Raw genomic sequence first — 25682 nt, forward strand, 5'->3', positions numbered from 1 at the left:
TTTCCGTCGTGCCGGACCTAAAGATCATTAATGGTCGCCCCGTGTCCGAACGGCTGAAGCAAGGTCAATCTAGACCATCGGGGCCGGTATGTAGAGGGGATGTGTGTGATTCGTGCACAAGCTTTGAGACGGGATCGGCCGGCCGGCGACCGCACCGCCTGCGGGCGCCCTGACGCCACCGCCGCTCCAGCGGCTCACCCGGGTGGGCGGCCGCGACCGCCACGCGCGAAGTCCTTTCAGTCGGCGGCGTGATGACTGCCCGGTGTGTGCCCGAAGACGCGACGGAAGACGTCGATGAAAGTGCTGGCCGACGACCAGCCGCACCGGTGGGCCACGGAGGTGACGGACGTCCCGTCGGCGAGGAGGACCAGCGCGTGGTGCAACCGCATCTGCGTGCGCCACTGGGTGAAGGTCATGCCCAGATCGCGGCGGAACATCCGTGACAGGGTGCGGTCGCCGGCGCCGACCTGCCGGCCCAGCTCGGCCAGTGAGCGGCCGTCCGCCGGGTCCGAGCGCAGGATGTCGCACACCTCGGCCAGGATCCGCGTCGAGGGCGTCGGCAGGTGCAGTGGCCGTTGGGGAGCCGGGCGCAGCTGGTCGAGCATGACCGCCCGCAGCCGGAGCTGCTCCGCGCTCCCGTGCTCCGGGGCGCCGGTGTGGGCGATGATCAACTCCCGCAGCAGCGGGCTCACCCCCAGCACGGCGGGGGCGTCGAGACCCAGGGGATTCTCACCGGGGGCGACGCCCACCAGGTGCAACTCCAGCCACCCATGGGCCTGATGGGCGTGCACCGTGCCCGCGGGCACCCAGATCGCGCGTGTCGCGGGCGTCACCCACGTCCCCGCGGACGTGGTGACCGCGATGGTGCCCCGGCCGGCGTAGACGATCTGGTGGTCGTCGTGCCGGTGCGCGTCGATGGAGGCGCCGGGGGCCAGGTGCCGGGTGCGTGTCGGCGCCACAGGCGTGTGGCGGATTTCCTTCACGAGCAGGCACCTTATCGAAAGCGCGACAGCCGGCCCGTCGTCAGCATGGGGTGCGTGCGAACCACGACGTCCCTCACCCTCCTGTCCGTCGGCCACGCCTGCGTGGACGTCTACCAGGGCGCCGTGGCGTCCCTGGTGCCGTTCTTCGTGGCCGAGCGCGCCTACGACTACGCCGTCGCCTCCGGCATCGTCCTGGCCGCGTCCCTGCTGTCGTCCGTCGCACAGCCGGTCTTCGGCGTACTGACCGACCGATGGGCGATGCCCTGGCTCCTGCCGCTCAGCACCCTGCTGAGCGGCGCGGGCATCGCCCTGAGCGGGCTGAGCGGCTCGTACGGGATCACCCTGGCCTTCGTGGCCCTGTCGGGGATCGGAGTCGCCGCCTACCATCCCGAATCCGCCCGGGTCGCCCGGCTCGCCGGCCGGGGCGGCCACGCCGGCATGGCCTGGTTCTCCCTGGGCGGCAACATCGGTTTCGCCCTCGCCCCCCTCATGGTCTCCGCCGTGATCAGCCCCTGGGGACTGCGGGCCACCCCGCTGCTCGTCCTCCCCGCCCTGGCCGGCACGGCCCTGTGCGCACCGGTCCTGCACATGCTCGGCCGACGGCAGGCCGCGGACACCGGCGGCGGGACCGCGGCCGGGCACGACGACGTGAAGTCCTTCGTGAAGCTCTCCCTGGCCGTGGTCTTCCGCTCGGTCGTGTTCGTCGGCCTGGGCACGTTCATCGCGCTCCACACGCAGCAGCGCCTGGACGGCGGCCCCGTCGCCGGCACCGCGGCGCTCTTCGTGCTCTACCTCGGGGGCGCCGTCGGCTCGGTCCTCGGCGGGAGACTGGCCGACCGGTGGGACCGCGTCCGCGTGTGCCGCTGGTCCTACCTCGTCTCCACCGTCGCCGTCGCGGGCGTCGTCCTCGTCCCCGGCCCCGCCCTCTTCCTGTTCGTGGCACTCACCTCGGCCGGCCTCTACGTACCCTTCTCCCTCCAGGTCACCCTCGGCCAGGACTACCTTCCCTCCCGTGTCGGCACGGCCTCCGGCATCACCCTCGGCCTGGCGGTCGGCATCGGCGGACTGGCCGCCCCCCTGCTCGGCGCCGCCGCCGACGCCACCTCCCTGAGAACCGCCCTCGTCCCGCTCGTCCTGATGCCGCTGCTGAGCTGGCTGCTCCTCCGCCGCCTGCCCGAGCCCGCCGTGCACCGGGCCGTACGGCGACACGACGACGCCGGCACGCGGACGTCCACGGCCTGAACCGCTCCGCCCCCGTCGCCCGACGCGGTGCCGGCCCCCTCGGCGGCGGGCTTCCGCGGCGCCGTGGCCGTATCACCCTCCTCGGTGAGGCCAAGGCCACCGCCGCCCGCCGCGGCACCGGCGCCCTGCGACGACCGGGGCGCATCCGCACCCTGCCCGCCGACCAGGGCCACGACACCACGGGCGCCACCCCGGCCCTGTTCTCCCCGCACGGTTTCCACCCGGACCTGATCGAGTCCGCGGCCGGCCGGACGCCCTCCGGCCGCGCCGGAGACGGCTCGCACCGGGCTCGGCGCCGCACCGCGCCTGGTGACGGCGGTGCGCCGGTCCGGGGGAGGGTGAGTGTACGAACGTACGCTTCCCTCTGTAGGCTCCCCGCATGACTGTCGACGTACTGCAGCAGCCCACCGGGGCCGACCGGCGGGCCCGGGCGGCCGTGGCCGTGCTGTTCCTCACCAACGGGGCCCTGTTCGCCAATCTGCTGCCGCGGTATCCGCAGATCAAGGACGATCTCGGCATCGGGAACGCCGCCTACGGGCTGGCCGTCGCGGCGTTCCCGGCGGGCGCCATGGTCGCCGGCCTGGCGGCGGGGGTGCTCGTCCGCCGGCTCGGCTCGGCGCGGGTCGCGGTGATCGGCACCCTGCTGACCGGCGCGGGAGTCCTCACCGCGGGCCTGGCCGGCTCGGTGGCCGTGTTCGCGGCGGGGCTGTTCCTGGCCGGCGCCATGGACGCGATCACGGACGTCGCGCAGAACGCCCACGGCCTGCGCGTGCAGCGCCGCTACGGACGGTCCATCATCAACTCCTTCCACGCCGTCTGGTCCATCGGCGCCGTCACCGGAGGGGCCATGGCGGCCGGTGCGATCGCACTGGACCTCTCCCGGGGGCAGCACCTGCTCGTCTCGGGCCTGCTGTTCGGGATCGCCGCCTGCGTCGCCCTGCGCCACTGCCTGCCCGGGCCCGACACCGAGCCGGCCGGGGAGGCGGAGGGCGCCGCGGGCGGCGACCCGCGCCGGGAGCGGAACACGACGGGCTCCAGGCGCACGGTGTACGTGCTGGCCGCCCTCGTCCTCATCGCCACCGCCGGCACGCTCGTCGAGGACGCGGGCAACTCCTGGGCCGCGCTGTACCTCGCCGACTCCCTGGACGCGTCGGTGACCCTGGCCGCCTGGGGATTCATCGCCCTGGTCGGCGCGCAGTTCGTCGGCCGCCTGATCGGCGACCGGCTCGTGGACCGGTTCGGCCAGCGGCGGGTGGCCCGCGCCGGCGGGTTCGTCGCCGCGGCCGGCATGGGGCTGGCGCTGGCCGTCCCCACGGTCCCGGGGACGATCCTCGGCTTCGCCGCCGCGGGATTCGGCGTGGCGACCCTCGTCCCCGCGGCGATGCACGAGGCCGACGAACTGCCCGGCCTCAAGCCCGGGTCGGGACTCACCCTCGTCTCCTGGCTCATGCGCCTGGGCTTCCTGTGCTCCCCGCCCCTCGTCGGACTCGTCGCCGACGCGGCCGGCCTGCGCACGGGCCTGCTCGTGGTCCCCCTCGCCGGCCTCCTGGTCATCCTGCTCGCCGGGGTGCTGCGGTCCCGGCGGAGCTGAGCGCCGGGCCGGCCGCGTGGGGCCGGCCCGCTGGTGCGGTCGCGTCGCATCCGGTCGGTCCGCGGCCGGTGCCCGACGCCGGTCCGGGCTCCGTTCCCGCCGGTCACCGGGACACCATGCCGTCCACGACACGAGCGCGTGTACGCATCTCGTCCGTCCGCAACCGCAGGCGCCACCTCGCGGGACCTTTCGGCTTCCGCCTCCGAGCGGGAGCCCCACACGGGCGCGTCCCGCCGGTTACGATCATTTCCATGACGAGCCCGGAGACCACAGACCTGTCGCAGATCAAGGAGGAGTACTCCGTCGAAGGCGGCCTGGACGTCGAGGAGGAGAGCGAGAGCGACACCTCGCCGCCCGAGATCGACCGGCCCTGGAAACCGGAGCAGATCAGGGTCAACAGCAAGCAGTTCTCACTGCGCAACGCCCTCGACATGATCGACGACGGGACCCTGGAACTCGCCCCCGATTTCCAGCGTGGCCGGGTGTGGAAACTGGGGCAGAAGTCACGCCTGATCGAGTCGGTGCTGCTCCAGATCCCGCTGCCCGCCTTCTACTTCGCCGAGGACACGGACGGCGCCATGCGCGTCGTCGACGGGCTCCAACGGTTGTCGACCATCCACGACTTCGTGCGTGGCGGTGAGAAGTCCGGCTTCGCCCTCAAGGGCGTGGAGTATCTCAAGACGGTGGTCGAGGGTGCCCGCTTCGAGGACCTGCCCGCCCCGTGGAAGCGGCGGATCAACAACGCCCAGATCATGGCGCACGTCATCGACCCGACCACGCCGCCGGACGTCATGTACGACATCTTTAAGCGCATCAACACCGGCGGCACGCCGCTGAACGCGCAGGAGATCCGCCACTGCATGAGCAAGGACCGCAGCCGGGACATCCTCAAGCGCATGACGTCGACAGACGAGTTCAACCGGGCGACGAACTGGCGCAACCACATCCGGATGAACGACCGGGAGATGGCGCTGCGGTTCGCCGGTTTCTGGCTGCTCGGTGTCGACGGGTACGCCAAGTACTCCGCCATGGACCCCTTTCTCCAGCACACGACGACCCTGCTGGACGACGAGCGGGCCGTCCCCACCGAGCGTGCGGAACAGCTGATGGCCGACTTCGACCGTGCGATGAAGAACGCCCGGCTGCTGTTCGACGAGTACGCGTTCCGTAAGTGGCCGCTGGGCGTCAACGGCAAGAACCCGATCAACCGCGCGCTGTTCGAGACGTGGTCGATCGTTCTCGCGCGCTACGCGCCGGAGGACCTGGAGCAGCGGCGCGACGCGATCGTCGAGGCCGCCCGCAGGCTCATGACCAGTGACTACACCTACCTGGAAGCCATCACCGCGTCCACCGGCGGGCTGCGCCGCGTGAAATACCGGTTCGAGGAAGCGGCCAAGGCCGCAGAGGCAGGCAAGTGATCACCTCATTACGTGTCCGCAACTTCAAGCGCTTCACCGACGCCTCGTTCGCGCTGCGTCCCCTGACGGTCCTCACCGGTCTCAACGGAACCGGCAAGAGCACCACCATCCAGGCGTTGCTGCTCGCCCGTCAGCTCGCCGAGGCGCCCGGCGGGGGCGGCGGTGTCGTCCAGCTCAACGGGCCCTACGGACTCGCGCTCGGCGAGGCGTCCGAGGTTCTGCACCCCGACGCCCCCGACTCGTGCATCGAGATCGGGCTCGACAGCGACACGGCCGGCCGGGCGGTCACCCACCGCCTTCACGTGCCGGACGAACAGGCCCTGTACCTGCGGGTCCCGGAGGGCACGCCCGACGGTCCGCCCGAGCTGTCCCTGCGCGGCTGCGGATTCACCTACCTGTGCGCCGAGCGCCTCGGGCCGCGCGACCAGCTCGGCGTCTCCGCCGAACACCCCGACCTCATCGGCGTAGGTGTTCAGGGTGAGTACACGGCTCAGGTGCTGGCTCTCAACGAGACCCGGCACGTGCGCGAGGAGCTTCAGCACCCGAGCACGGAAGCCACCCACGGCGTCACCACGTTGCGGACCCAGGTGGAGACCTGGGCGTCCGACATCATCCGCCCGATAAAGATCAACGCCCAATGGCCGCCGGGCATCACCGCGAGCACCATCCGGTTCCAGGAGCCGGGCCTGCTCAGCGAGGCGATCCGGCCGGCCAACATGGGCTTCGGTTTCTCGTACGCCCTTCCGGTCATCGTCGCGGGGCTGCTGACCCGTCCCGGCGATCTGCTGATCGTCGAGAACCCGGAAGCCCACCTGCACCCCGGCGGGCAGTCCAAGCTCGGGCGCTTCCTGGCCCGTGTCGCGGGCAGCGGCGCCCAGGTCGTCGTGGAGACCCACAGCGACCACGTCCTCAACGGGGCGCGCCTCGCGGTCGCGGACGACCGGGTGCTCGACCCCGGGGCGGGAGTCATCCACTACTTCGGCGACGAAGAGGTCGGCACCGTCCCGATCGACTTCCAGGCGAGCGGTGAGCTGACCGAGTGGCCCAAGGGTTTCTTCGACCAGATCGAGCACGACCTCGGGAGGCTGGCCCGTGCCAGGCGCAGGGGGAGGTGAGCCGTACCGGTTCGTCGTGGACGAGTCGTCCTTCGACTTCCGGGGGCTCACGGAGGAGCAGCTGACCGACGCGCTCGACGATTTCAGTGACTCTCTCGCCGAGTTAGGCGAGAGCCGTCCGGTCGCGGTGTCGCCCTGGTGGGCCGAGGCCGAGTGCGCGGACGGACAACAGCTGTACCAGGTGCTCTACGAGGGCGCACCGCCGAAGGCCGGCCGGGACGCCCGGCTGCGGATGCAGAGTCTCATGGACCGCTGCCCGATCTGGGACACGGATCTTCCAGGACTGCCCGACGAGGTGGAGCTGGACGGTACGGCCAGAGAGATGGCCTGGTCGCTCGGCTACGCGCTGGTGCGGACCGGCGAAGGCAGTACCGTCGGATGCCTGGTGTTCCCCCGCGGCGACGCCCCGAGAGGCTGGCGGAAGGTGTCGACGGCCACGGCCGAGGCATCCGTGTACTTCTTCGGTGATCCGTCCGCGCTTCCCGGCTTCTGGAGAGAGCTGTTCCGCCGGGAGAACGTGGCGGAGCACGACTTCTTCGCGCGCGCCCGCGAGGCCTTCCCCGAACTGGTCTTCGCGGAGTCCCTGACCTTCAACAAATTCGACGGCTCCTACCTCGTCATGCGGGACTGGGTCGTCGATGTCCTCTGCGTGGTGCACGACCACTTCGCCGACGCCTACGCGGCCAACCCGGGCAACACCCGGGCCGTGCAAGCCGCGCTCGGCAACCACGGACTCGATCTGTCACCCGAGAGCCCCAACACCCGGTCCAAGCCGAAGATCATGAAGCAGCGTGACGTCAAGCACGAGAACGAGACCTACCGTTGCGAATGGCACGGCAAGGAGAAGCCCGACCGCAACAGGATCCACTTCAGCCTGCCCGACCAACGGCTCGGCGGCCGCATCCTCATCGGTATCTTCACTGCTCATCTCGATCTCGAGTGACCGGCCGATCAGGAACGTGGTGACCGGGAACAGCAAGCCACAGGTGCAGGGTCCCTGATCGGCCGGCGTCAGTTCGTCGGCCGTTTCGATGCCCGCCGTCCGTACCGCCGCGCGGTAGGACTCCTCGGGCGGGCAGTAGCGGTGCTCCGTGATGCAGTGGATCACCAGGTTCGGCGCCGCGGCGTCACCGCGCGCACCGAACTCGCCGCCCTGGCGCTCGCCGATGCCGCACCGTGACCCGGCTCCGTGACCCGGCTCCGTGACCCGGCACGGCGCCGCTCGGCCCGACGCCAGAGGTTACGACGTGACCACCAGGACCGAGACGACGTCGCCGGCGGCGGAGCGGCCGAGCCACACCGGCCACGTCCCGTCGCCCCCGGTGTGGAACGACACCAGGTCGCTTCCCGTCGTCTCGTCGACGGCGTGGGGGTGACCGGCGCCGAGGGACACGCACGTGTCGTCGTCCGGTTCCTCGCAGGAGCGCCCCACCTTCCCGGGCAGCGTGATCCCCGCCTGTGACAACGGCTCCGGCGGGAGCGGCGACGCGGGCGCCGGTGAGGCGACCGAGGGCGGTCGGCGTGTCCGCCGCCGCGCCCCCGTACCACCCCTGCTCCCGGTTCATTCCATCAGGCAGTACGGGCCGTTTTCCCTGTGCCGGGGACCCCTCTTCTCCCAGGATCGACATGCGGCGGACGCAGTCGTTCCGGTGCGCCGCGCGGTCCGGCTGGAGCGACGGAACAGGAGAGGGGAACGGCATGCATCTGACCCCGCACGAGCAGGAGCGCCTGCTGGTCCACGTGGCGGCGGACGTCGCCGCGCGGCGCCGGGAGCGCGGGCTGCCGCTGAACTACCCGGAGGTCATGGCGCTGCTGACGGCGCACGTCTACGAGGAGGCGCGGGCCGGGGCGACGGTCGACTCGGTGATGGAGTCCGGGCGCCACGTGCTGCGGCGCGACGAGGTCATGGACGGCGTACCGGAGATGATCACCAACGTCCAGGTGGAGGCGACGTTCCCGGACGGGACGAAGCTGGTGACCATCCACGACCCGTTCGACGAGGCGGACACCGAGGTGGACGTCCACCCGGGGAAGCGGGAGCTGCTGCCGGACGAGGACAAGTACCGGATCGCGTTCAACAAAGGCGCGAGGCCCGTGCCGTTGGAGGTGTCCAACCCCGCGGACCGTCCGATCCAGGTGGGCTCCCACTTCCACTTCGCCGAGGCCAACGAGGAGCTGTGCTTCACCCGCGAGGACGCCCACGGGATGCGGCTGCACATCGCCGCCGGCACCTCCGAACGGTTCGAGCCCGGCGACGCGCGCACCGTGATGCTGGTGCCCATCGCCGGGGAGCGGACCGTCAAGGGACTCCAGGCCGACAAGAGCGAGGAGGACCTCGATGCCTGACGCGATCGACGACGGGAACGCGAAGCCCTGGGACCCGCTGACGCGCTCCCGCTACGCCGACCTGTACGGCCCGACGAAAGGCGACCGAATCCGGCTCGCCGACACCAACCTCCGGCTGAGGATCGACGCGGACTGGAGCGGCGGGCCGGGCCGCAGCGGCGACGAGATGGTCTTCGGCGGCGGCAAGGTGATCCGCGAGTCCATGGGGCAGTCGCACATCCCGCGCAGGGACGGGCGCAAGCCGGTGGACACGGTGATCACCGGGGCGCTGATCCTGGACCACTGGGGTGTGGTCAAGGCCGACGTCGGACTGCGCGACGGCCGGATCCAGGCGATCGGCAAGGCGTACAACCCGGAGACCATGACGCCGCCCGGCAACACCGACCCGCGCGCGTCGGCCTTCGTCGTGGGGCCCGAGACGGAGGTGATCGCCGGCCAGGGGCGCATCCTGACCGCCGGCGGCGTCGACACACACGTGCACTTCCTGTGCCCCGGCCAGATCCACGAGGCCCTCGCGTCGGGCGTGACCACCCTGATCGGCGGCGGCACCGGGCCCGCCGAGGGCAGTACGGCCACCACCGTGACGCCCGGAAAGTGGCACATCCAGCGGATGTTCGAGGCGCTCGACGCCTTCCCGGTCAACATCGGCCTGCTCGCCAAGGGCAGCACCGTCTCCGAGGAGGCGCTGCGCGACCAGGTCGCGGCCGGCGCCCTCGGCTTCAAGATCCACGAGGACTGGGGCGCGACCCCGGCCGTGATCGACGCGGCCCTGAACGTGTGCGAGGAGACCGGGGTCCAGGTCGCCCTGCACGCCGACTCCCTGAACGAGTCGGGCTTCGTGCACCACACCTTCGCCGCGACCAAGAAGAACCGCCGGACCAAGGACACCGCCGACTACCGCGGCCTGCACGTCTTCCACATCGAGGGCGCCGGCGGCGGTCACGCCCCCGACATGATCAGCCTGGCGGGCAAGCCGAACGTGCTGCCCGCGTCGACCAACCCCACCCGGCCCTTCACGGTCAACACCGTGAAGGAACACGTCGACATGATGATCGTCTGCCACCACCTCAATCCGGAGGTCGAGGCGGACATGGCGTTCGCCGACTCCCGGATCCGGCCCTCCACCATGGCCGCCGAGGACCTGCTGCACGACATGGGCGCCATCTCGATGATGTCCTCCGACGCCCAGGCCATGGGCCGCATCGGCGAGATGATCCTGCGGACCTGGCAGACCGCGCACGTCATGAAGTCCCGCTACGGCCACCTGCGCGAGGACGACGCCGACGCGGACAACTTCCGGGCCCGGCGCTACGTCGCCAAGTACACCATCAATCCGGCCATCACCCACGGCATCGACCACGAGGTCGGCTCGGTCGAGAACGGCAAACTCGCCGACCTGGTCCTGTGGGAGCCGAAGTTCTTCGGCGTGAAACCCCACATGGTCATCAAGGGCGGCCAGATCGCCTACGCGCAGATCGGCGACGCCAACGCCTCCATCCCCACCCCGCAGCCCTATCTGCCGCGCCCGGTCTGGGGCTTCCAGGGCCGCTCCCCGGCGGCGAACTCCTTCAACTTCGTCGCCGAGGCCGCCCTCGACGGCGAACTCTCCCCGAGAGGACTGCTCAAGCCGCTGCGCGCGATCCGCTCCACCCGGGGCGTCACCAAGGCCGACATGGTGCACAACAACGGCCTCCCGGAGATTGACATCGACCCCGACACCTTCGACGTCACCATCGGCGGCGCCACCACCTCCGACGTCCGCACCACCGTCGACGGGCAGGAGGTCGGACGGAACTACGCCACGGAACTGCCCATGGCCCAGCGGTACTTCCTGTTCTGACCCCCGGCCGGGGCCGGCCGGCCCCGGCCCTCATGCGAAAGGCGGGCCATGAGCCGCACCGCCCTGCTCCTCCTGGCCGACGGCCGCTTCCCCGCCGGCGGGCACGCCCACTCCGGCGGGATGGAGGCCGCCGTCGCCTCCGGACGCGTGCACGACACGACCGGACTGGAGGCGTTCTGCCGTGGGCGGCTGCACACCGCCGGACTGACCGCGGCCGGTCTCGCCGCCGCGGCCGCCACCGGACACGACGCCCTCGCCCTGGACGAGGCCGCAGACACCCGCACCCCCGTACCGGCCCTGCGCGGCGTCGCCCGCCGTCTCGGCCGACAGTTGATGCGCGCCGCCCGCGCCACCTGGCCCAGCGCCGAACTCGACCACCTCGCCGGTCACCGGCCCCAGGGCGCCCACCAGCCGGTCGTCCTCGGCGTCACGGCCCGCGCCGCCGGACTCACCCCGCTCGACGCCGCCCACGCCGCCGCCTACGAGAGCGTCGGCGGCCCGGCGACCGCGGCGGTCCGCCTGCTGAGCCTCGACCCGTTCGAGGCCACCGCGGTCCTGGCACGGCTCGCCGACGAGTGCGACACCGTCGCCGGCGCCGCGGCCGGCGCGGCGCGGCGCGTCGCCGCCGAGGGCGTCGCCGTCCTGCCCGCCGCGTCCGCCCCGCTGCTGGACATCACCGGCGAGCAGCACGCCGCCCGGCCCGTCCGCCTCTTCGCCTCCTGACCCGCCTCCACCGCACCGACCTGGAGCCCCCGTGCATCTGGACCATCCCGTGACCCTGCCGCACCGCCACACCCACAGCGCCGATCCCCGGCGCCCGGACGGCAGCCGCCGCGCCCTGCGGATCGGCTTCGGCGGGCCGGTCGGCTCGGGCAAGACCGCGACCGTGGCCGCGCTGTGCCGCACCCTGCGGGACCGGCTGTCCCTCGCCGTGGTCACCAACGACATCTACACCCAGGAGGACGCGGCCTTCCTGCGCCGGGAGGCCGTGCTGCCGCCGGAGCGCATCACCGCCGTGGAGACCGGCGCCTGCCCGCACACCGCCATCCGCGACGACATCTCCGCCAACCTCGAAGCCGTCGAGCAGCTCGAACAGGACCTGGGCCCGCTCGACCTGATCCTCATCGAGTCCGGGGGAGACAACCTCACCGCGACCTTCTCCCGCGGACTCGCCGACAGCCAGGTCTTCGTCATCGACGTGGCCAGCGGCGACGACATCCCGCGCAAGGGCGGCCCCGGCATCACCACCGCCGACCTCCTCGTGGTCAACAAGACCGACCTGGCGCCGTACGTGGGGGCCGACCTGGACGCCATGAGGGCCGACACCCGCAGACAGCGGGGGGACCTGCCGTACGCCTTCACCAGCCTGACCGCGGCCGACGGCATCCGCCCGGTCGCCGAGTGGGTCACCGGGCGCCTCGCCGCCTGGCGCGCCGGGGTCACCGGGTGACGGCCCCCGCCCAGGCGCGGGCCGGGGACCCTCCGGCGCCCCGTGCCCACCCCGCCGGCGTCCGCGCCACCGCCCGGCTGAGGGCCGCCCACAACGGCCGCGCCACGACCCTCCCCCTGCTGCACAGCGACGGCCCCTTCCACCTGCGCCGGCTGCGGCCCCGCGGGGAGCGGGCACGGGTCTGCGTGCTCGGCGCGATGAGCGCACCGCTCGGCGGGGACAGACTCGCGCTCGACGTCACCGTGGGGGCGCGCGCCCGGCTGGAGGTGACCACGTCCGCCGCCACCATCGCCCTGCGCGGCTCCACCACGGACCCGGCCACCTACGACGTACGGCTCGCCGTCGGCGAGCACGCGTCGCTGCACTGGCTTCCCCGGCCGCTGATCAGCGCGCGGGGCAGTGCCCTGCACCAGACCTGCCGGGTGGAACTCGCCGCGACCTCCCGGCTCCTGCTGCGCGAGGAACAGCTCCTCGGACGGAGCGCCGAGCCGCCGGGCCGGCTGTCCGCCCGCCTGACCGTACGACGAGACGGCCGGCCCGTCCTCGACCAGCACACCGTCTACGGGGCCCCGGCCCCGGCGTGGGACGGACCCGCCGTGCTGGGCGGTCACCGGGCGGCCGGTCAGCTCCTCCTCGTCGGCCCCGAGCCGGCGCCGCTGCCGGAGCCCGTCCTCCTCGGCGACCCGGAACGCGGACACTGCGTACTGGCGCCGCTCGCCGACGGCGCGGTCCTCCTCGCCACCGCCGTCGCCCCGGACCCCTCCCGGCTCCGCGGTCTCCTCGACGCCGCGCTCGCCCGCGTGTCCGGCGCGGCCGCGTCGCCGTGAGAACGGGGCACGATCGGCGGCCGCCGCCTACCGGACAGTAAGTGTGCAGACTCCACAGTCGAGTTGTGAAGGTTGGATGGATGGGGACACTCCGGTCGCGGGAAGTAACGGTTCCGATTCGGAATGATCGTGCGGCGTCGGAAACGGGGATCCGAAACGCTCACGTCCATAGGATCTCCGTGTGCTCGTTCAGCACTTGAGACGACTGGCGTGACTCTTCCAGCACGCATCACGTGTGAACACATCTCGCGTGTCCCGTTGCGGGTCCCGCCGGAGGGGAAATCTGTGTTTGCTCTTCATTCCGCGTCCGCCATGACCGGGCGACGCACCACCGCACGACGCGCCGCCGCAGGGGCGGCCACGGCCGGCCTGCTGACCATGGGCCTGCTCGCCGGTGCGGGCAACGCCGTCGCCGACGAGGGCGACGTCCACCACCAGGGGGGTGCGGTCGCCACGCTCGACGGCCTGAAGACGTACGACTCGGCCCGTCTGGACCTCGGCGACGGCAAGACCAAGAACATCGCCGCCGGCCTGTTCGAGATGAGCGTCGAGGGCAGCGGCCGTCTGCAGTCGTACTGCATCGACATCCACAACCCGACCCAGAACAAGGCGAAGTACCTGGAGACCCCCTGGGCCCAGACCTCGCTCGGCGCCAACGAGAACGCGGGCAAGATCCTCTGGATCCTGCAGAACTCGTACCCGCAGGTCGGCGACCTGACGTCGCTCTCCCAGAAGTCGGGTGCCGACGGACTGACCGCCAAGACCGCGGCGGCCGGCACCCAGGTGGCCATCTGGCGCTTCTCGGACGGGGCGAAGGTCGAGGCCCGCGACGCGCAGGCCGAGAAGCTCGCCGACTGGCTCGAGGCCCAGGCCCAGAACCTCCAGGAGCCGAAGACCTCCCTCACCCTGGAGCCCAACGCGGTCTCCGGCAAGGCCGGAGGCAAGCTCGGCCCGGTGACGGTGCGCACCGACGCCGGTCAGGTCTCCGTCGCCGCGTCCGCCGACGCCGCCGGGGCCGGGGTCAAGGTGACCGACAAGGACGGCAAGGCCCTCACCTCCGCCGGCGACGGCACCGAGCTGTACTTCGACGTTCCCGAGGGGACGGCCGACGGGTCGGCCGCGCTGACGGTGCGGGCGACCACCGAGATCCCGGTCGGCCGCGCGTTCGCGAGCCCCAGCAAGAGCCAGACGCAGATCCTCGCCGGCTCCAGCGAGTCCGCGGTCACGGCCGACGCGACCGCGAACTGGGCCGCCAAGGGCGCCATCCCCTCGGTCACGGCGGAGAAGAACTGCGTCGAGGGCGGCGTCGACGTCACCGCGGGCAACGAGGGCGACGCCCCGTTCACCTTCGAACTCGCGGGCGCCCAGCACACGGTCGAGCCGGGCGGGACCAAGACGGTGACCGTCCCGGTCGACGAGGACGCGGCGTACGACTTCACCATCACCGGTCCGAACGGCTTCTCGGAGCGTTTCCAGGGCGTCCTGGACTGCAAGACCCAGGGCACCCCGGCCCCGGGAACCGAGACGCCGGGCACCGACGGTGACACCCCGTCCTCGGCCCCCAGCCCGGCCGGCGGCTCCTCCGAGGACACGACCGGCGGCTCCTCCGAAGGCACGGCCGGCGGCGAGGGCGACCTCGCGAACACCGGCAGCTCCAGCGCCACGCCGGTGATCGCGGGCATCGCGGTGGCCCTCGTGGCCGCGGGCGGTGCGGCGATGTTCTTCCTGCGCAGGAAGAAGGCGGCCACCGGGCAGTGACCGGCCGCTGACCCCGTGGACGGGCCCGGCACGCGCGACGCGCGTGCCGGGCCCGTCCCGTCGTGATGGTGCCGGGAGATCCGCTCCCGTCGGACTACTCCGGCACCAAGGCCTACCTGAGCCACCTCACCCGGCTCCTGCGGACGGAACTCGGCCGCAAGAAGGTGCGCGTGTCCACCGTCGAGCCCGGCATGGTCGACACCGAACTGCCCGACCACGTCACCGACCCGGACGCCTCCCGGCTCATGGCCGACCTGCTGCGGCAGATCGACTGCCTCCAGTCGGAGGACATCGCCGAGACGGTGGCGTTCATCGCCTCGGTCCCCCGTCACGTGAACCTGACGGAGATCACCGTCCTCCCCACGGAACAGGCCGTCTGACGCCGCCGCCCGGAACCGGGCGCGCGCTGCCCCGGAGGGATGACCGGCGGCCGGGTTCAGCGGGGCGCCGGGCTGGGGGTCCGGTCGGGTTCGCGGTCCTCGGGCGCGGGGGCGGACGCGGTGGCGGCGGGACGGGGGATCGCGAGGGCGCACAGGGCGCCCGCGAGGACCACGGCGACGCCGATCCAGATGCCCGGCTTCATGCCGTCGACGAACCCCTGCGCGGTGCGGTCGTCGCCGTAGCGCATGAAGACGCTGCTCAGGACGGCCGTGCCGAGGGCGCCGCCGATCTCGCGGACGGTGCTGTTGGCGCCGGACGCCTTCCCGCGGTGCCGCGGCCCGACCGCGCCCAGCACCACCGCCGCCGTCGGTGCGAAGACCAGCCCCATGCCGATGCCGGCGACGACCATGGCGCCGACCATGCGCGCGTACGGGGTGTCCGACGTGGCCACCAGGTTGATCCAGGCCAGTCCGGCCGCCTGGAGGAAGAGGCCGAGCGCCATCAGCCGTCCGCCGCCCACCCGGTCGGTCAGGGCCCCGGCGGCCGGCGCGACGAACATCGGCATCAGGGTCCAGGCCAGCGTGAGCACACCGGCCTCCAGCGGGGTCCGGACCGGCGCGACCTGGAAGAACTGCGCCAGCAGGAAGATCGACCCGAAGACGCCGAAGTACATGCTCGCGGAGACCAGGTTGGAGAGGACGAAGGTCCGCTCGCGGTAGAAGGAGAGCGGGAGCAGCGGCTGGGCCGCCCGGCGCTCCCACAGCACGAACAGGGTCAGCAGGACGGCTCCGCCGGTGAACGCGGACAGGACGGGGCCCGAACCCCAGCCCTCCTGCTCGCCGTTCACGATCGCCCAGACGACCGCGAGGAGTCCCGCCGTGGCGAGGAGCATGCCGGGCAGGTCGAGCCGGGTGCCGGCCAGGGAGCTCTCCCGGAGCACGGACAGCACCAGCGGGACCGCCACCAGGCACACCGGGACGTTGATCCAGAAGATCCACTGCCAGTCCAGGCCGTCGACCACCGCACCGCCCACCACGGGCCCGAACGCCACGGCCGTACCGCTGACCGCGGACCACAGTCCGAGGGCGAGGTTGCGCTTCTCCTCCGGCACCTCCTCCGCGAGCAGCGTCAGCGACAGCGGCATCACGGCCGCCGCGCCGATCCCCTGCAGCGCCCGCATGAGGATGAGCTGTCCGCTGCTGTCGGCGAGGCCGCAGCCGACCGAGGCCAGGGTGAACAGCGCGATGCCGGCCACGAAGACCCGGCGCCGGCCGAACCGGTCACCCAGTGCCGCCCCGGTCAGCAGCAGACAGGCGAAGCTGAGGACGTAGGCGTTGACGAACCACTGCAGGTCCTCGGTGGACGCGTCGAGGTCGACGGCCATGGCCCGCAGCGCGGTCGTCACCACCAGGTTGTCGAGCGCGACCATGAACATCGGCAGACTGCATGCGAGGATGACCGACCATAACGGCCTTTTGAGAGTGCTCATGACAATACCCCCGTCGCATGGGAAGGGTGAGCCGGCCGGCTCGACCCGTAATGGATAGTAGTGCGATCCGTTATCCGTTAGCTAGTGAGTGCCAGTGAGTAAGTGAGGCTCGGTGAAGATCTCGGAACTCAGCCGCCGCAGCGGCGTCTCCATCCCCACGATCAAGTACTACCTGCGGGACGGTCTGCTGCCCCCGGGACGGGCGACGGCCGCCAACCAGGCCGACTACGGCGAGGAACACCTGCGCCGCCTGCGTCTCGTCCGCACCCTGGTCGGCGTACGGCGGCTGCCGGTGGGGACGGTGAAGGAGATCCTGGGCGCCATCACGGAGCAGGGCGGCGACCTGCACCAGATCTTCGGCATCGTGACCGACGCCCGCCCCGCCACCCAGCAGCAGAAGCAGGCGCGGGAGCGGGAGAGGCAGGAGGCGGACGAGGAGACGGGCGGTGTCGCCGACGCGCGCGAGCTGGTCGCCGCGATGGGCTGGGACGTGCACCCCGGCACCGCCGCCGTCCGGAGCCTCGGTGAGGTCCTGGACGCCCTGTCGGACATGGACGCGGGCATCGACTGGCGGTCCCTGCTGCCCTACGCGCGGCTGGCGGACCGCATCTCGGAGCTGGACGTCCAGCAGATGGACGGCGTCTCCGACGTGCTGGAGCTGGCCGAACGCGCGGTCCTGGTCTCGGTCCTCCTGGAACCGGCGCTGCTGGCCATGCGCCGCCTCGCCCAGGAGGACAAGTCGGCCCGCCTGTTCAGGACCGGCCCGGAGGAAGGGGGGGAGGGGTGACGGAGGCCGGGCGTACCGCCTGCCGTCGGACCGGTTCCGGCGGTCCGCCCCGGTCTTCGGACCGGGTGGGGCGCCTCCGGCCTGCGGAGGGAGGATCGGACGTCCGCGTCGCACCGGAGTCCCGAAGCGCTTCCGCTCCACCCCCTGGCTCACCGCGGCCCTCGTCCCCAGCGGCGTCGCGCTGCTGTGCGTCGGCGTGCACGGCGTCCTGAGGACACGGGGAGCCGTGCCCGCGCAGCCGCCGTCGACGGGGGCCGCCCACCGGCGGGAACCCTCCCCGCCTCGTGCCCGGACCGGGAGCGCGGCGGCGGTCCGCCGCTCGTCCCGTGACACCGCCGGAGGGGCTTCCGCACGGGATGTTCGTGCGGAAGCCCCTCCGGCGGCAGCGGGCCGCGGTCACTCGGGACCGCCCACCGCGGCCGTCGGCGCCGCCTCACCGGGAGCCTCCCGCTCCTCGAAGCGGACCCGCCACGAGCACACCGCCACCAGCACGGCGGACGCCGCGACCACCGCCATGCCGGTGGTCAGGTCCGTGCGGCCGGCGACGAGACCGATCACCGCCGGGCCCGCCAGGAGACCGGTGGTGCCCATGGCGGCGACCAGGGCGAGGGCGCCCGGGCCCTCCGTGGCGGCGGCGACGTAGAGACACGGGGTCACCGTCGCCATGCCCAGGCCGACGCAGGCGAAGCCGATCAGCGCGGGCCAGGTGCCGCCGGTCAGCAGGGCGAGGGCGAGACCGGCGCCGGCCGCCGTGCTGCCCACCCGCACCATGCGCGCGTCGCCCCACCGGCCGCGCCAGCCGTCGCCCAGCAGCCGGGCCAGCACCATCATCACCGAGACGACGGCGATGCCCAGCGGCGCCAGCCGCCCCGACGCACCGGTCTCCTCCGTCAGGTAGAGCGCCGACCAGTCGTTCATGGCGCCCTCGACGACCGTGCCGAACACCATCGCGCAGCCCAGCCAGAGCGCCGTGCGCGAGGCGCCCGTCAGGCCCTTCAGCCCCTTCCGCCCGTCCTTCGCCGGCCGCTCCCCGGCGGGAGGCGCGGGGGCGTCGGTGAGCACCCGGGGCCGGGAACCGGCCAGCAGCAGCACCCCCAGCACCGCCGCCACGGCGAAGTGCGCGGTCACCGAGTGCGTCACGGTGTTCACCCCGGAGGCCAGCAGCGCGCCCCCGAGCGAGCCCCCGCTGAACGTCGCGTGCAGCTGGGCCATCGCGGCCCGCCCGTAATGGGACTCCAGGGCGGCGCCCTGCGCGTTCATGGCGACGTTCAGACAGCCGACGGCCACCCCGTCGACGAAGATCACCAGCAGGGCGAGCGGATAACTGCCGGCCGCGGCCAGCACGGGCAGCACCGCCACCAGGCCCAGCGCGGACCAGAGCGCCAGCCGCCGGGCGCCCAGCCGCCGCATCAGCGGGGCGACCAGGGGGAAGGACACCGCCGCCCCGACACCGGCGGCCATCAGCAGCAGCCCCACCTCCGTCCCGCCCAGGTCGAAGCGGTCCTTGAGGGCGGGCAGCCGGGAGGCCCAGGTGGCGTACTGGAAGCCGAGGAAGGAGAACAGGGCGGCGACCGCCAGTTGGTCACGGCGGAAGTCGCCGAGGGTGGGCGGCATGGACGTCAGATCCCCTCTTCCGGACCGCCGGAGCGGTCGTGACGGACAGGGCGGGACAGGTAGACGGCGCCCTCGCCGTACCCCCCGCCGAGCTCGGCCCCCGGCTCGGGCCGGTAGCCGTGACCGGCCCAGAAGCCCGCCGTCCCGCCGACGGCGACCAGGGAGATCCGCTCGTACGACGACCGCCTCGCGACCGCCGTGAGGTGACGCAGCAGTCTGCTGCCCAGCCCTCTGCCGCGCAGGTCGTCCGCGATCACGAGGTCGTGCAGGTGCAGGTTGCGGGAGTCGTACGCCCGCTCCTCCGGCCGGGTCAGGTCCGGGCAGCGCAGCCGCGGGTAGGGCAGGGCGAGCACATAGCCGGCGACACGGTCGCCGGTCTCCAGGACGAAGCAGGTCGCGGGGGAGGCCCGGCCCCGGGAACGGAGCGCCTCGATCCCCTCGGACAGCGAGGCCGGCGCGTACGCCCCGGCCTCCAGCGCGGCGATCCGCGGCCAGTCGTCCTCGGCGACCGGGCGCACGCGGACGTCCGGGCCGTCACCGCCCACGCAGACGCGGGGGAGCGGGTCGAAACCGTTGAAGCCCTCGGTCGTGTAACTGGCGGCGTACGCGCCCGCCGACAGCACCCAGACGGGGTCGCCCGACGCGACCGCCCCGGGCACCCGCACCCGGCGGTGCTCGTGGGCGTAGGCGTCGTCGCTGTCGCAGGTGGGGCCCGCGACGACGGCCGGCACCAGGTCCGCGCCGGCCGCGTCCGGATGGGACGGGAAGACCAGCGGGTACCGCACCTCGTCCATCTCGTACAGCCCGTTGAACTTGCCGCAGCTCAGGTACAGCCAGTGCTCCCGCTCCCCGTCCGGCCGGCGGCGGGACGTCAGCCGGGAGACGTGCGCCCGGACCGCGCCGTGGTCGGCCACCAGATGGCGGCCCGGTTCGACGACGAAGTCCAGGGGACGGGGGGAGAGGGACGCCAGCCGCTCCATGCCCTCGCGGAGCACGGCGAAGATCTTGTCCAGCGGCGGGTCGAGCCGTTCGCCCCGGCGGTCGGCGTAACCGAGCGCCGGCAGACCGCCGCCGAGGTTGACGTGGTCCGGCACGATCCCGCGGCCGTGCAGCGCCGTGAGCACCTCGGCGAGGGCCGCGAACGCCTGCCGCCACGCCTCGGCGGTCATCTGCTGCGATCCGACGTGCACCGAGAGGCCGGCGGGGACCAGCCCCGCGTCCCGCGCGCTCTCCAGCACCCGTAAGGCGTCGTCCGCCGAGCACCCGAACTTCCGGCTCAGCCCCCACAGCGCGCCCTCGCCGCTGGTGGCCAGCCGGCAGAACACCCGGGCGCCCGGGGCGTGTCCGGCCAGCGCCGTCACGTCCTCCACGCTGTCCGTGGCGAAGTCCCGGACGCCGAGCCGGTACGCCCGCGCGATGTCCCGGTCCGACTTCACGGTGTTGCCGTAGTGGACCCGGTGCGCGGGCACGCCCGTGGCCAGCGCCCGGGCGATCTCCCCGGGGCTCGCCGCGTCGAAACCGGCGCCCCGGCCGGCCAGCCGGGCCAGGACCTCCTCCACGGGGCACGCCTTCATCGCGAACCGCACGTCCACTCCGGGCAGTTCCGCGGTCAGCGCGTCGTACCGGGCGGCGATCCCGTCCAGGTCGTAGACGAGCGCGTCCCCGGTGGCGGCCGCGAGGGCGGCGCGCAGGGCCGCGGTCACCGGAGCGCGCCCCGGCTCGCGTGCACCAGGGCCTCCCAGGCGCCGATCAGCAGCACGAAGTCCTCGGTGTCCAGCGCGGCCTCGTCCAGCAGCCGCTCCCGGTCCGCCGTCAGGCCGCGCGCGAACTCGGCGTACTTCCCGCCCAGCCGGCCGTACGCCGCCGCGACCGTGTCCAGCCGCCGCTCGTTCTCCGTACGGTCCAGCCGCACGCTCTCGGCGAGGAACGCGGCGAACGGCGCGGGGTCCAGCCGCCCGCTCTCGTCCAGCAGCGCGGAGCCCGCGTCGGCCATCCGCTCGTAGACGTAGTGCAGGTACAGCATCGACAGCAGGAACTTCACGAACCGCGTCTGGTACGCCAGGAAGCCGGCGTGGGTGCGGCGCTCCCCGGTGTAGAAGTTCTCGATGTGCCGGTTGTGCACGACGCCGGGCAGCGCGGCGTCGTGCACGGCGTGGATGAGGAAGTAGTCGCTGCCGATGGTCGCGGTGGCGGGCGGCAGCGGCAGCCGCTCGTACACGTCCCGGTCGAAGGCGATGTTCGACATGTCGACGCGCATCGGGTCGACCAGCGTGAGCGTCGAGCGGTCGCCCGTGAAGGGCAGCGTCCCGGCGCCCTTGAAGGACTCCTCGACCAGCTCCCGCTTCTGCTCGGCGGACCAGTGACCGGGTGCCCACAGGGCGACGACCTCGTCGTACACGTCCTTGTCGAGCTCCCGGATGCCGCCGATGTCGACGGAGAGCTCCCCGATGAAGGAGGCGCCCACCATCGACACGGGCCGATGGGCGAGCGCGGGGTCGAGCACCACCTCCGTCACCCCGCCGGTGGCCTCGGCGGCGCGCTTGCCCAGGGAGGTCAGCTCGTGGTGGATCGGGTGGACGGGCTCGCCGCCGAAGACCTGATAGCCGCAGTCGGAGTCCCGCCGGTGCAGCGAACGGCAGCCCAGCGCCGCCGCGACGAGGAACGCCCGGTTGGTGCAGGCGCCGTAGGAGAGCGCGTCCGGGAGCATGAGGTCGAGGATCCGCTCCGGCTCCGGGAGCGCGGCCCGGTCGACGGCGCCCCGCAGGAAGTCCCGCTGGGCGGACTCGTCGAGGTGGTGCACGACGACGCCCGCGGTCCCGGGAAGCGCGGCGACCGCCCGGGCGTGGACCTCGCGGGTCCGCTCGTCGGAGGAGTCGAGGATCAGCAGGTGCACCTCGACGTCGAAGTGCCGGGCGGCGTACGAGGCCTCCCCGCCGATGGCGGCGATGGTCGCGGAGCACTCCCGGTCGGTGGGGAGGCTCAGGCATATCCGGTGCACGTCGGCTCCCCCGCTCATCGGGTCCGCCCGTGCCAGGAGTCCAGTCCCAGCAGCTTCCGGCCCAGGCCGTCGAGTTCGGCGGGGCCGTAGCGCAGTGACTCGTGCTTCACGGCGTCGCCCAGCAGGGTCGCGTTCCACTCCGGGGTGCTGAGCGTGCGCCAGGACTCCACCCGGGAGCGGCGCAGCTCCTCGTGCTCCTCGAGGGCGGGCATCATCGACAGGTACTGCACCGCGCGCACCCCGTCGGCCGAGGTGTTGGGAGCCACGCCGTGCGCCAGCATCCCGTTGAAGATCAGCAGGTCACCGGCGCTGAGCGAGGGCCGGACGACCGGGAACTCGGTGCGGTCGGCACCCGGACGGATCGGGTCCCGGCCGGCGGGCTGTGCGACCTTCCACTCCTCGAACCGGCGGAAGAGCTCCGGGGAGCACTGGAAGCCGCCGTGGCCGGGTTCCGTGTCGGTGAGCGCGACGATGCCCTGCACCCGCTGCGGCGGCACGCTCGCCGTGGTGTCCACGTCCCAGTGCAGCTCGATGTCGAAACCCTCGTCGGTGGGGTCGATGAGGGAACGCGAACGGTTCCCCACATTGGGCGGGTTGAGGTTGAGCCGGTCCAGGGTGACCCACAGCTCCTCGCAGTCCCAGACGTCCACGAAGGCGTCGTACACCCGCCGGGTCTGCCGGCTGTCCCAGATCAGCTGGTGCTGGTACGCCTCGACGAAGCCGTAGACGAACAGGTCCCGGTCCAGGTCCGAGCGGAAGGCGCGCTCCTCGTACCAGGTCTCGGGGCGCTGCGGGTCCAGGCCCTGGAACTCCCAGGCGAACTCCAGCAGCAGCTTGGCCGCGTCGGGGGAGATCGCCTCCGGCACCACGACGTAGCCGTGGTTCTGCCAGGACGCGAACTGCTCCTCGGAGAGCACCCGCAGCGGCAGGTCCTTGGACAGATGCCGCAGCTGCGTCCCGGCGAGGTAGGTCTCACCGTCGGCGCTGAAGTAGGGGCGCTCGGAGGCGGCGCGGTGTAAGAAACGGTGGTGCGTCGTCATGCGGTACTCCGGAGATCGGGATCACTCACGGCGTGCGGGCGGAGGGAGGGGGCGGCGGAGAGCCGGTGCCGCGACGGCCCGGCGCGCCTCGGGGAACCTCGCGGCGGCGGTGTCCGCGGGCGCGTCGGCCGGCCGCGGCGCGCGCGCCGCGGCCACCCGTGTGACATCGATGTCGCCCTGGGCGCCGGATGCGCCGTCAACTGGTTCAGACCAATGGGATAGTGGACTGGACCAATGCGACGTGTCAAGGTGCTTCCTTTCGGCGTGGCACCTCAACTCCCTTTTTTCAAAGCCTTGTTGAGCGGGAATCCCCCGGTCGGGGCCCCGGACGCGTCAACGTCGCGGTGAACTTGTAGCGCGAGCCCCGGTACACCGAGCGGACCCACTCGACCGGCGTTCCCGTCTCGTCCCGCGAGTGGCGGGACAGCAGCAGCATCGGCAGGCCCACGTCCGTGGCGAGCAGCCCCGCCTCCCGGGGCGTCGCCGGGCAGGTCTCGATGGTCTCGTCGGCCTCCGCCGGCCGTACGCCGTACACCTCGGCGAGCGCGGTGTAGAGGGAGGTGTGACGGCTCAGGTTGCGGCGCAGCCGGGGGAAGCGCCGGTCGGACAGGTGGGTCGCCTCGATCGCCATGGGCTCCCCGCCGGCCAGCCGCAGCCGTTCGATGCGCAGCACCCTGTCCCCCGGCTCCACCTCCAGCAGGGCCGCCAGCTCCGCGCCGGCGGTGATGTACCCGATGTCCAGCACCTGCGAGGTGGGGTGGAGCCCCTGCGCCCGCATGTCCTCGGTGTACGAGGTCAGCTGGAGCGTCCGGTAGACCTTCGGGCGGGCGACGAAGGTGCCCTTGCCCTGGATGCGGTCGAGCCGGCCCTCGCCGACCAGCTCCTGCAGGGCCTTGCGGACCGTGGTGCGGGAGGTGCGGAACTCGACGGCGAGCAGGCGTTCGGCCGGCATCGGGGCGCCCGGGGCGCGCTCGTCGGTCATCTGCAGTAACCGCTGCTTGATGCGGTAGTACTTCGGTACGCGCCCGGTGCGGCCCGGCGCCCCCGTGTCGGCCTGGGCGCTGCTGACGTCCGTGCTCATGACCTGCCTCCCGGCTGCGGTGTCCGGCGCGCGGACGGCAGGTGCCGACCGCGGTGCACGTCGGCGGACGGCCGGGTTCGGCGCCGCACGCTCGGCGACCCCGTTATAACCGTGCGTTCTCACTTTGGTCTAGTCCAAGCGTCAAGCCGCCCCCCTTTGGGCGGAGTTCTGTGCTCCACGAGGGGCGTCGGGGCCGTTATCCAGGCGTGAGTTCACGACCCTTGACAGGGCCATAGGTCTAGGCCAAGCTCCCCTTGCTGGTCTAAACCATTTAGAGGAAGCCGGGTCCCAGCCCACCGAGCTGTTGCGCCGCTGTGGGGGTCGCCGCCGAGGGCGTGGGTGTGCAAGGCATTCCTGAGGAGGGGTGGCGCGTGAAGCGCAAGCTGATAGCCGCGATCGGGGTCGCGGGCATGCTGTTCTCCGTCGCGGCGTGCGGCGGCGACGACGGTGACGGCGACAAGAAGGCCGGCGCGGACGGCTACGCCGGCGAGACGCTCACCGTGTGGGTGATGGACGGCTCCTCGCCGGACCAGTGGCAGCAGGACCTCGCCGCCGCGTTCGAGAAGAAGACCAAGGCGAAGGTCGAGTTCGAGGTCCAGCAGTGGAACGGCATCCAGCAGAAGCTGACCACCGCCCTGTCCGAGGAGAACCCGCCGGACGTCTTCGAGGTCGGCAACACCCAGACCCCGGCCTACGCCAAGACCGGAGGCCTCGCCGACCTCGCCGACCTCAAGGCGGAGATCGGCGGCGAGTGGACCGAGGCCCTCAACGAGTCCTCCGTCTTCGAGGGCAAGCAGTACGCGGCGCCCTGGTTCTTCGCCAACCGCGTCGTCCTCTACAACAAGAAGGTCTGGGCGGACGCGGGGCTGAAGGAGACCCCCAAGACCCGCGACGAGTTCTACGACGCCCTCAAGACCATCGGTGAGAAGACCGACGCCGAGCCGATCTACCTGCCCGGCCAGAACTGGTACCACTTCGTCGGCCTGGTGATCGGCGAGGGCGGCGAGCTGGTCAGGAAGGACGGCGACACCTACGTCTCCAACCTCGACGACCCCAAGGTCGCCGCCGCCACGGAGACGTACAAGAAGTTCCAGGCCCTCTCCAAGGCGCCCAAGGACAAGGACGAGGCCACCCCGCAGCAGGGCGAGGTCTTCGCCAAGGGCAGGACCGGCGCGTTCATCGGCATGGGCTGGGAAGCCGGCATCGCGATCAAGGCCAACCCGGACATCGAGAAGGAGATCGGCTACTTCACCATCCCCGGTCCCACGGCCGACAAGCCCGAGGGCGTCTTCCTCGGCGGCTCCAACCTCGCCGTCGCCGCGGGCAGCAAGAAGCAGGAACTCGCCAGGGAGTTCCTGAAGATCGCCCTCTCCGACGAGTTCGAGGGCCGGCTCGCCAAGACCAACGGCGTCATCCCCAACAAGGAGTCGCTGCAGAGCAACCTCAAGGGCAACGCCCCCGCCGAGGCCGCCGCGCCGGCCGCCGCCGTCGGCGGCACCACGCCGCTGATCCCCGAGTGGGCCGCCGTCGAGAACGACCCCAACCCGATCAAGACGTACCTGACCGCCGTGCTGAACGGCAAGTCCCCGGCCGACGCCGCCGAGCAGGTCGAGGGCGAGTTCAACAAGCGCCTGGCGCAGCGGCAGTAGTAGCGCACGCGCTCCGACCGGGGCGGGGGCCGACCGACGCGACGGCCCCCGCCCCGCGTCGAGCACGCCGAGA

The 25682-nt window shown here is 72.4% G+C and carries 22 protein-coding genes and 1 pseudogene; 14 read left to right on the forward strand and 9 right to left on the reverse strand.

The genetic code is table 11. From position 1 onward, the window contains the following. Nucleotides 1-236: 236 nt before the first annotated feature. Nucleotides 237-983 (reverse strand): AraC family transcriptional regulator, encoded by a 747-nt coding sequence (locus tag ACZ8ZB_RS26110; RefSeq protein ID WP_470740060.1) that lies wholly within the window; start codon nt 981-983, stop codon nt 237-239. A gap of 45 nt (nt 984-1028) precedes the next feature. On the opposite strand from ACZ8ZB_RS26110, the gene ACZ8ZB_RS26115 reads away from it, so the two are divergent. The 5 genes from ACZ8ZB_RS26115 to ACZ8ZB_RS26135 all read left to right on the forward strand — a co-directional run bounded on the left by ACZ8ZB_RS26115 (nt 1029) and on the right by ACZ8ZB_RS26135 (nt 7292). After that, a complete protein-coding gene (locus ACZ8ZB_RS26115; RefSeq protein WP_470740061.1) occupies nt 1029-2225 on the forward strand; it encodes an MFS transporter in 1197 nt (398 codons plus the stop codon). A 379-nt stretch (nt 2226-2604) separates the two neighbouring features. Continuing rightward, nucleotides 2605-3816 carry an MFS transporter gene (locus ACZ8ZB_RS26120; RefSeq protein WP_470740062.1) on the forward strand — a complete coding sequence of 404 codons (1212 nt, stop codon included), beginning with the start codon at nt 2605-2607 and terminating at the stop codon, nt 3814-3816. A gap of 251 nt (nt 3817-4067) precedes the next feature. Continuing rightward, a complete protein-coding gene (locus tag ACZ8ZB_RS26125; RefSeq protein WP_470740063.1) occupies nt 4068-5234 on the forward strand; it encodes a GmrSD restriction endonuclease domain-containing protein in 1167 nt (388 codons plus the stop codon). Then, nucleotides 5231-6349 carry an AAA family ATPase gene (locus ACZ8ZB_RS26130; protein WP_470740064.1) on the forward strand — a complete coding sequence of 373 codons (1119 nt, stop codon included), beginning with the start codon at nt 5231-5233 and terminating at the stop codon, nt 6347-6349. The genes ACZ8ZB_RS26125 and ACZ8ZB_RS26130 overlap by 4 nt, the downstream gene beginning before the upstream one ends. Before the next feature lie 16 nt (nt 6350-6365). Then, nucleotides 6366-7292, forward strand: coding sequence for a hypothetical protein (locus ACZ8ZB_RS26135; RefSeq protein ID WP_470740065.1), 927 nt, complete (start codon nt 6366-6368; stop codon nt 7290-7292). A gap of 297 nt (nt 7293-7589) precedes the next feature. Here ACZ8ZB_RS26135 and ACZ8ZB_RS26140 read toward each other — a convergent pair whose 3' ends face one another. Then, complete coding sequence (locus ACZ8ZB_RS26140) at nt 7590-7814, reverse strand: DUF4241 domain-containing protein (RefSeq protein WP_470740066.1); 225 nt, start codon at nt 7812-7814, stop codon at nt 7590-7592. 233 nt (nt 7815-8047) lie between these two features. Here ACZ8ZB_RS26140 and ACZ8ZB_RS26145 point away from each other — a divergent pair, with 233 nt between their 5' ends. From ACZ8ZB_RS26145 to ACZ8ZB_RS26175, 7 genes are all read left to right on the forward strand, one after another. Then, the gene (locus tag ACZ8ZB_RS26145; protein ID WP_470740067.1) at nt 8048-8695 is read left to right on the forward strand and encodes an urease subunit gamma; all 648 of its coding nucleotides are present in this window, start codon (nt 8048-8050) and stop codon (nt 8693-8695) included. Next, nucleotides 8688-10535 carry an urease subunit alpha gene (locus tag ACZ8ZB_RS26150; RefSeq protein WP_470740068.1) on the forward strand — a complete coding sequence of 616 codons (1848 nt, stop codon included), beginning with the start codon at nt 8688-8690 and terminating at the stop codon, nt 10533-10535. Before ACZ8ZB_RS26145 ends, ACZ8ZB_RS26150 begins: the two co-directional genes overlap by 8 nt. Before the next feature lie 48 nt (nt 10536-10583). Next, complete coding sequence (locus tag ACZ8ZB_RS26155; RefSeq protein ID WP_470740069.1) at nt 10584-11258, forward strand: urease accessory protein UreF; 675 nt, start codon at nt 10584-10586, stop codon at nt 11256-11258. A 31-nt stretch (nt 11259-11289) separates the two neighbouring features. Beyond that, nucleotides 11290-11985: an urease accessory protein UreG gene (gene ureG, locus ACZ8ZB_RS26160; RefSeq protein ID WP_470740070.1), complete on the forward strand. Its 696-nt coding sequence runs from the start codon at nt 11290-11292 to the stop codon at nt 11983-11985. Further along, nucleotides 11982-12812, forward strand: a complete 831-nt coding sequence (locus ACZ8ZB_RS26165) for an urease accessory protein UreD (protein ID WP_470740071.1) — start codon at nt 11982-11984, stop codon at nt 12810-12812. Before ureG ends, ACZ8ZB_RS26165 begins: the two co-directional genes overlap by 4 nt. A 312-nt stretch (nt 12813-13124) precedes the next feature. Further along, nucleotides 13125-14570, forward strand: coding sequence for a Cys-Gln thioester bond-forming surface protein (locus tag ACZ8ZB_RS26170; protein WP_470740072.1), 1446 nt, complete (start codon nt 13125-13127; stop codon nt 14568-14570). Nucleotides 14571-14635: 65 nt separating this feature from the next. Further along, nucleotides 14636-14950: an SDR family oxidoreductase gene (locus tag ACZ8ZB_RS26175; RefSeq protein WP_470741583.1), complete on the forward strand. Its 315-nt coding sequence runs from the start codon at nt 14636-14638 to the stop codon at nt 14948-14950. Between the two features lie 56 nt (nt 14951-15006). On the opposite strand, the gene ACZ8ZB_RS26180 is transcribed toward ACZ8ZB_RS26175, so the two are convergent. Then, on the reverse strand, nt 15007-16440 hold the full coding sequence (locus ACZ8ZB_RS26180; protein ID WP_470740073.1) for an MFS transporter: 1434 nt from the start codon (nt 16438-16440) through the stop codon (nt 15007-15009). A gap of 112 nt (nt 16441-16552) precedes the next feature. On the opposite strand from ACZ8ZB_RS26180, the gene ACZ8ZB_RS26185 reads away from it, so the two are divergent. Next, nucleotides 16553-17227, forward strand: coding sequence for a MerR family transcriptional regulator (locus ACZ8ZB_RS26185; RefSeq protein ID WP_470740074.1), 675 nt, complete (start codon nt 16553-16555; stop codon nt 17225-17227). Nucleotides 17228-17623: 396 nt separating this feature from the next. Here the strand turns inward: ACZ8ZB_RS26185 and ACZ8ZB_RS26190 are convergent, their stop codons facing one another. The 6 genes and pseudogenes from ACZ8ZB_RS26190 to ACZ8ZB_RS26215 form a co-directional block, all read right to left on the reverse strand. Beyond that, nucleotides 17624-18841 (reverse strand): MFS transporter, encoded by a 1218-nt coding sequence (locus tag ACZ8ZB_RS26190; protein ID WP_470740075.1) that lies wholly within the window; start codon nt 18839-18841, stop codon nt 17624-17626. Between the two features lie 5 nt (nt 18842-18846). Beyond that, nucleotides 18847-19386: a GNAT family N-acetyltransferase gene (locus tag ACZ8ZB_RS26195; protein WP_470741584.1), complete on the reverse strand. Its 540-nt coding sequence runs from the start codon at nt 19384-19386 to the stop codon at nt 18847-18849. Then, nucleotides 19381-20583, reverse strand: a pseudogene (locus ACZ8ZB_RS26200) (type III PLP-dependent enzyme); the annotation flags it as partial. The pseudogene ACZ8ZB_RS26200 and the gene ACZ8ZB_RS26195, both read right to left, overlap by 6 nt. Continuing rightward, nucleotides 20541-21857, reverse strand: coding sequence for a DUF6271 family protein (locus ACZ8ZB_RS26205; protein WP_470740076.1), 1317 nt, complete (start codon nt 21855-21857; stop codon nt 20541-20543). The gene ACZ8ZB_RS26205 and the pseudogene ACZ8ZB_RS26200, both read right to left, overlap by 43 nt. Beyond that, nucleotides 21854-22879, reverse strand: a complete 1026-nt coding sequence (locus ACZ8ZB_RS26210) for a phytanoyl-CoA dioxygenase family protein (protein ID WP_470740077.1) — start codon at nt 22877-22879, stop codon at nt 21854-21856. Before ACZ8ZB_RS26210 ends, ACZ8ZB_RS26205 begins: the two co-directional genes overlap by 4 nt. A gap of 286 nt (nt 22880-23165) precedes the next feature. Then, entirely contained in the window at nt 23166-23960 is a 795-nt protein-coding gene (locus tag ACZ8ZB_RS26215) for a GntR family transcriptional regulator (RefSeq protein WP_470740078.1), read from the reverse strand. 371 nt (nt 23961-24331) lie between these two features. Here ACZ8ZB_RS26215 and ACZ8ZB_RS26220 point away from each other — a divergent pair, with 371 nt between their 5' ends. Then, nucleotides 24332-25609 carry an extracellular solute-binding protein gene (locus ACZ8ZB_RS26220; protein WP_470740079.1) on the forward strand — a complete coding sequence of 426 codons (1278 nt, stop codon included), beginning with the start codon at nt 24332-24334 and terminating at the stop codon, nt 25607-25609. Nucleotides 25610-25682 lie beyond the last annotated feature (73 nt).

The sequence above is a fragment of the Streptomyces sp. 12E genome (assembly GCF_055633275.1).

Coding starts and splice junctions, on each gene's coding strand:
- ACZ8ZB_RS26175 (WP_470741583.1), top strand. CDS start 14,636: ATGGTGCCGGGAGATCCGCTCCCGTCGGACTACTCCGGCACCAAGGCC.
- ACZ8ZB_RS26155 (WP_470740069.1), top strand. CDS start 10,584: ATGAGCCGCACCGCCCTGCTCCTCCTGGCCGACGGCCGCTTCCCCGCC.
- ACZ8ZB_RS26190 (WP_470740075.1), bottom strand. CDS start 18,841: ATGCCGCCCACCCTCGGCGACTTCCGCCGTGACCAACTGGCGGTCGCC.
- ACZ8ZB_RS26205 (WP_470740076.1), bottom strand. CDS start 21,857: ATGAGCGGGGGAGCCGACGTGCACCGGATATGCCTGAGCCTCCCCACC.
- ACZ8ZB_RS26125 (WP_470740063.1), top strand. CDS start 4,068: ATGACGAGCCCGGAGACCACAGACCTGTCGCAGATCAAGGAGGAGTAC.
- ACZ8ZB_RS26170 (WP_470740072.1), top strand. CDS start 13,125: ATGACCGGGCGACGCACCACCGCACGACGCGCCGCCGCAGGGGCGGCC.
- ACZ8ZB_RS26180 (WP_470740073.1), bottom strand. CDS start 16,440: ATGAGCACTCTCAAAAGGCCGTTATGGTCGGTCATCCTCGCATGCAGT.
- ACZ8ZB_RS26115 (WP_470740061.1), top strand. CDS start 1,029: ATGGGGTGCGTGCGAACCACGACGTCCCTCACCCTCCTGTCCGTCGGC.
- ACZ8ZB_RS26150 (WP_470740068.1), top strand. CDS start 8,688: ATGCCTGACGCGATCGACGACGGGAACGCGAAGCCCTGGGACCCGCTG.
- ACZ8ZB_RS26120 (WP_470740062.1), top strand. CDS start 2,605: ATGACTGTCGACGTACTGCAGCAGCCCACCGGGGCCGACCGGCGGGCC.
- ACZ8ZB_RS26210 (WP_470740077.1), bottom strand. CDS start 22,879: ATGACGACGCACCACCGTTTCTTACACCGCGCCGCCTCCGAGCGCCCC.
- ACZ8ZB_RS26145 (WP_470740067.1), top strand. CDS start 8,048: ATGCATCTGACCCCGCACGAGCAGGAGCGCCTGCTGGTCCACGTGGCG.
- ACZ8ZB_RS26215 (WP_470740078.1), bottom strand. CDS start 23,960: ATGAGCACGGACGTCAGCAGCGCCCAGGCCGACACGGGGGCGCCGGGC.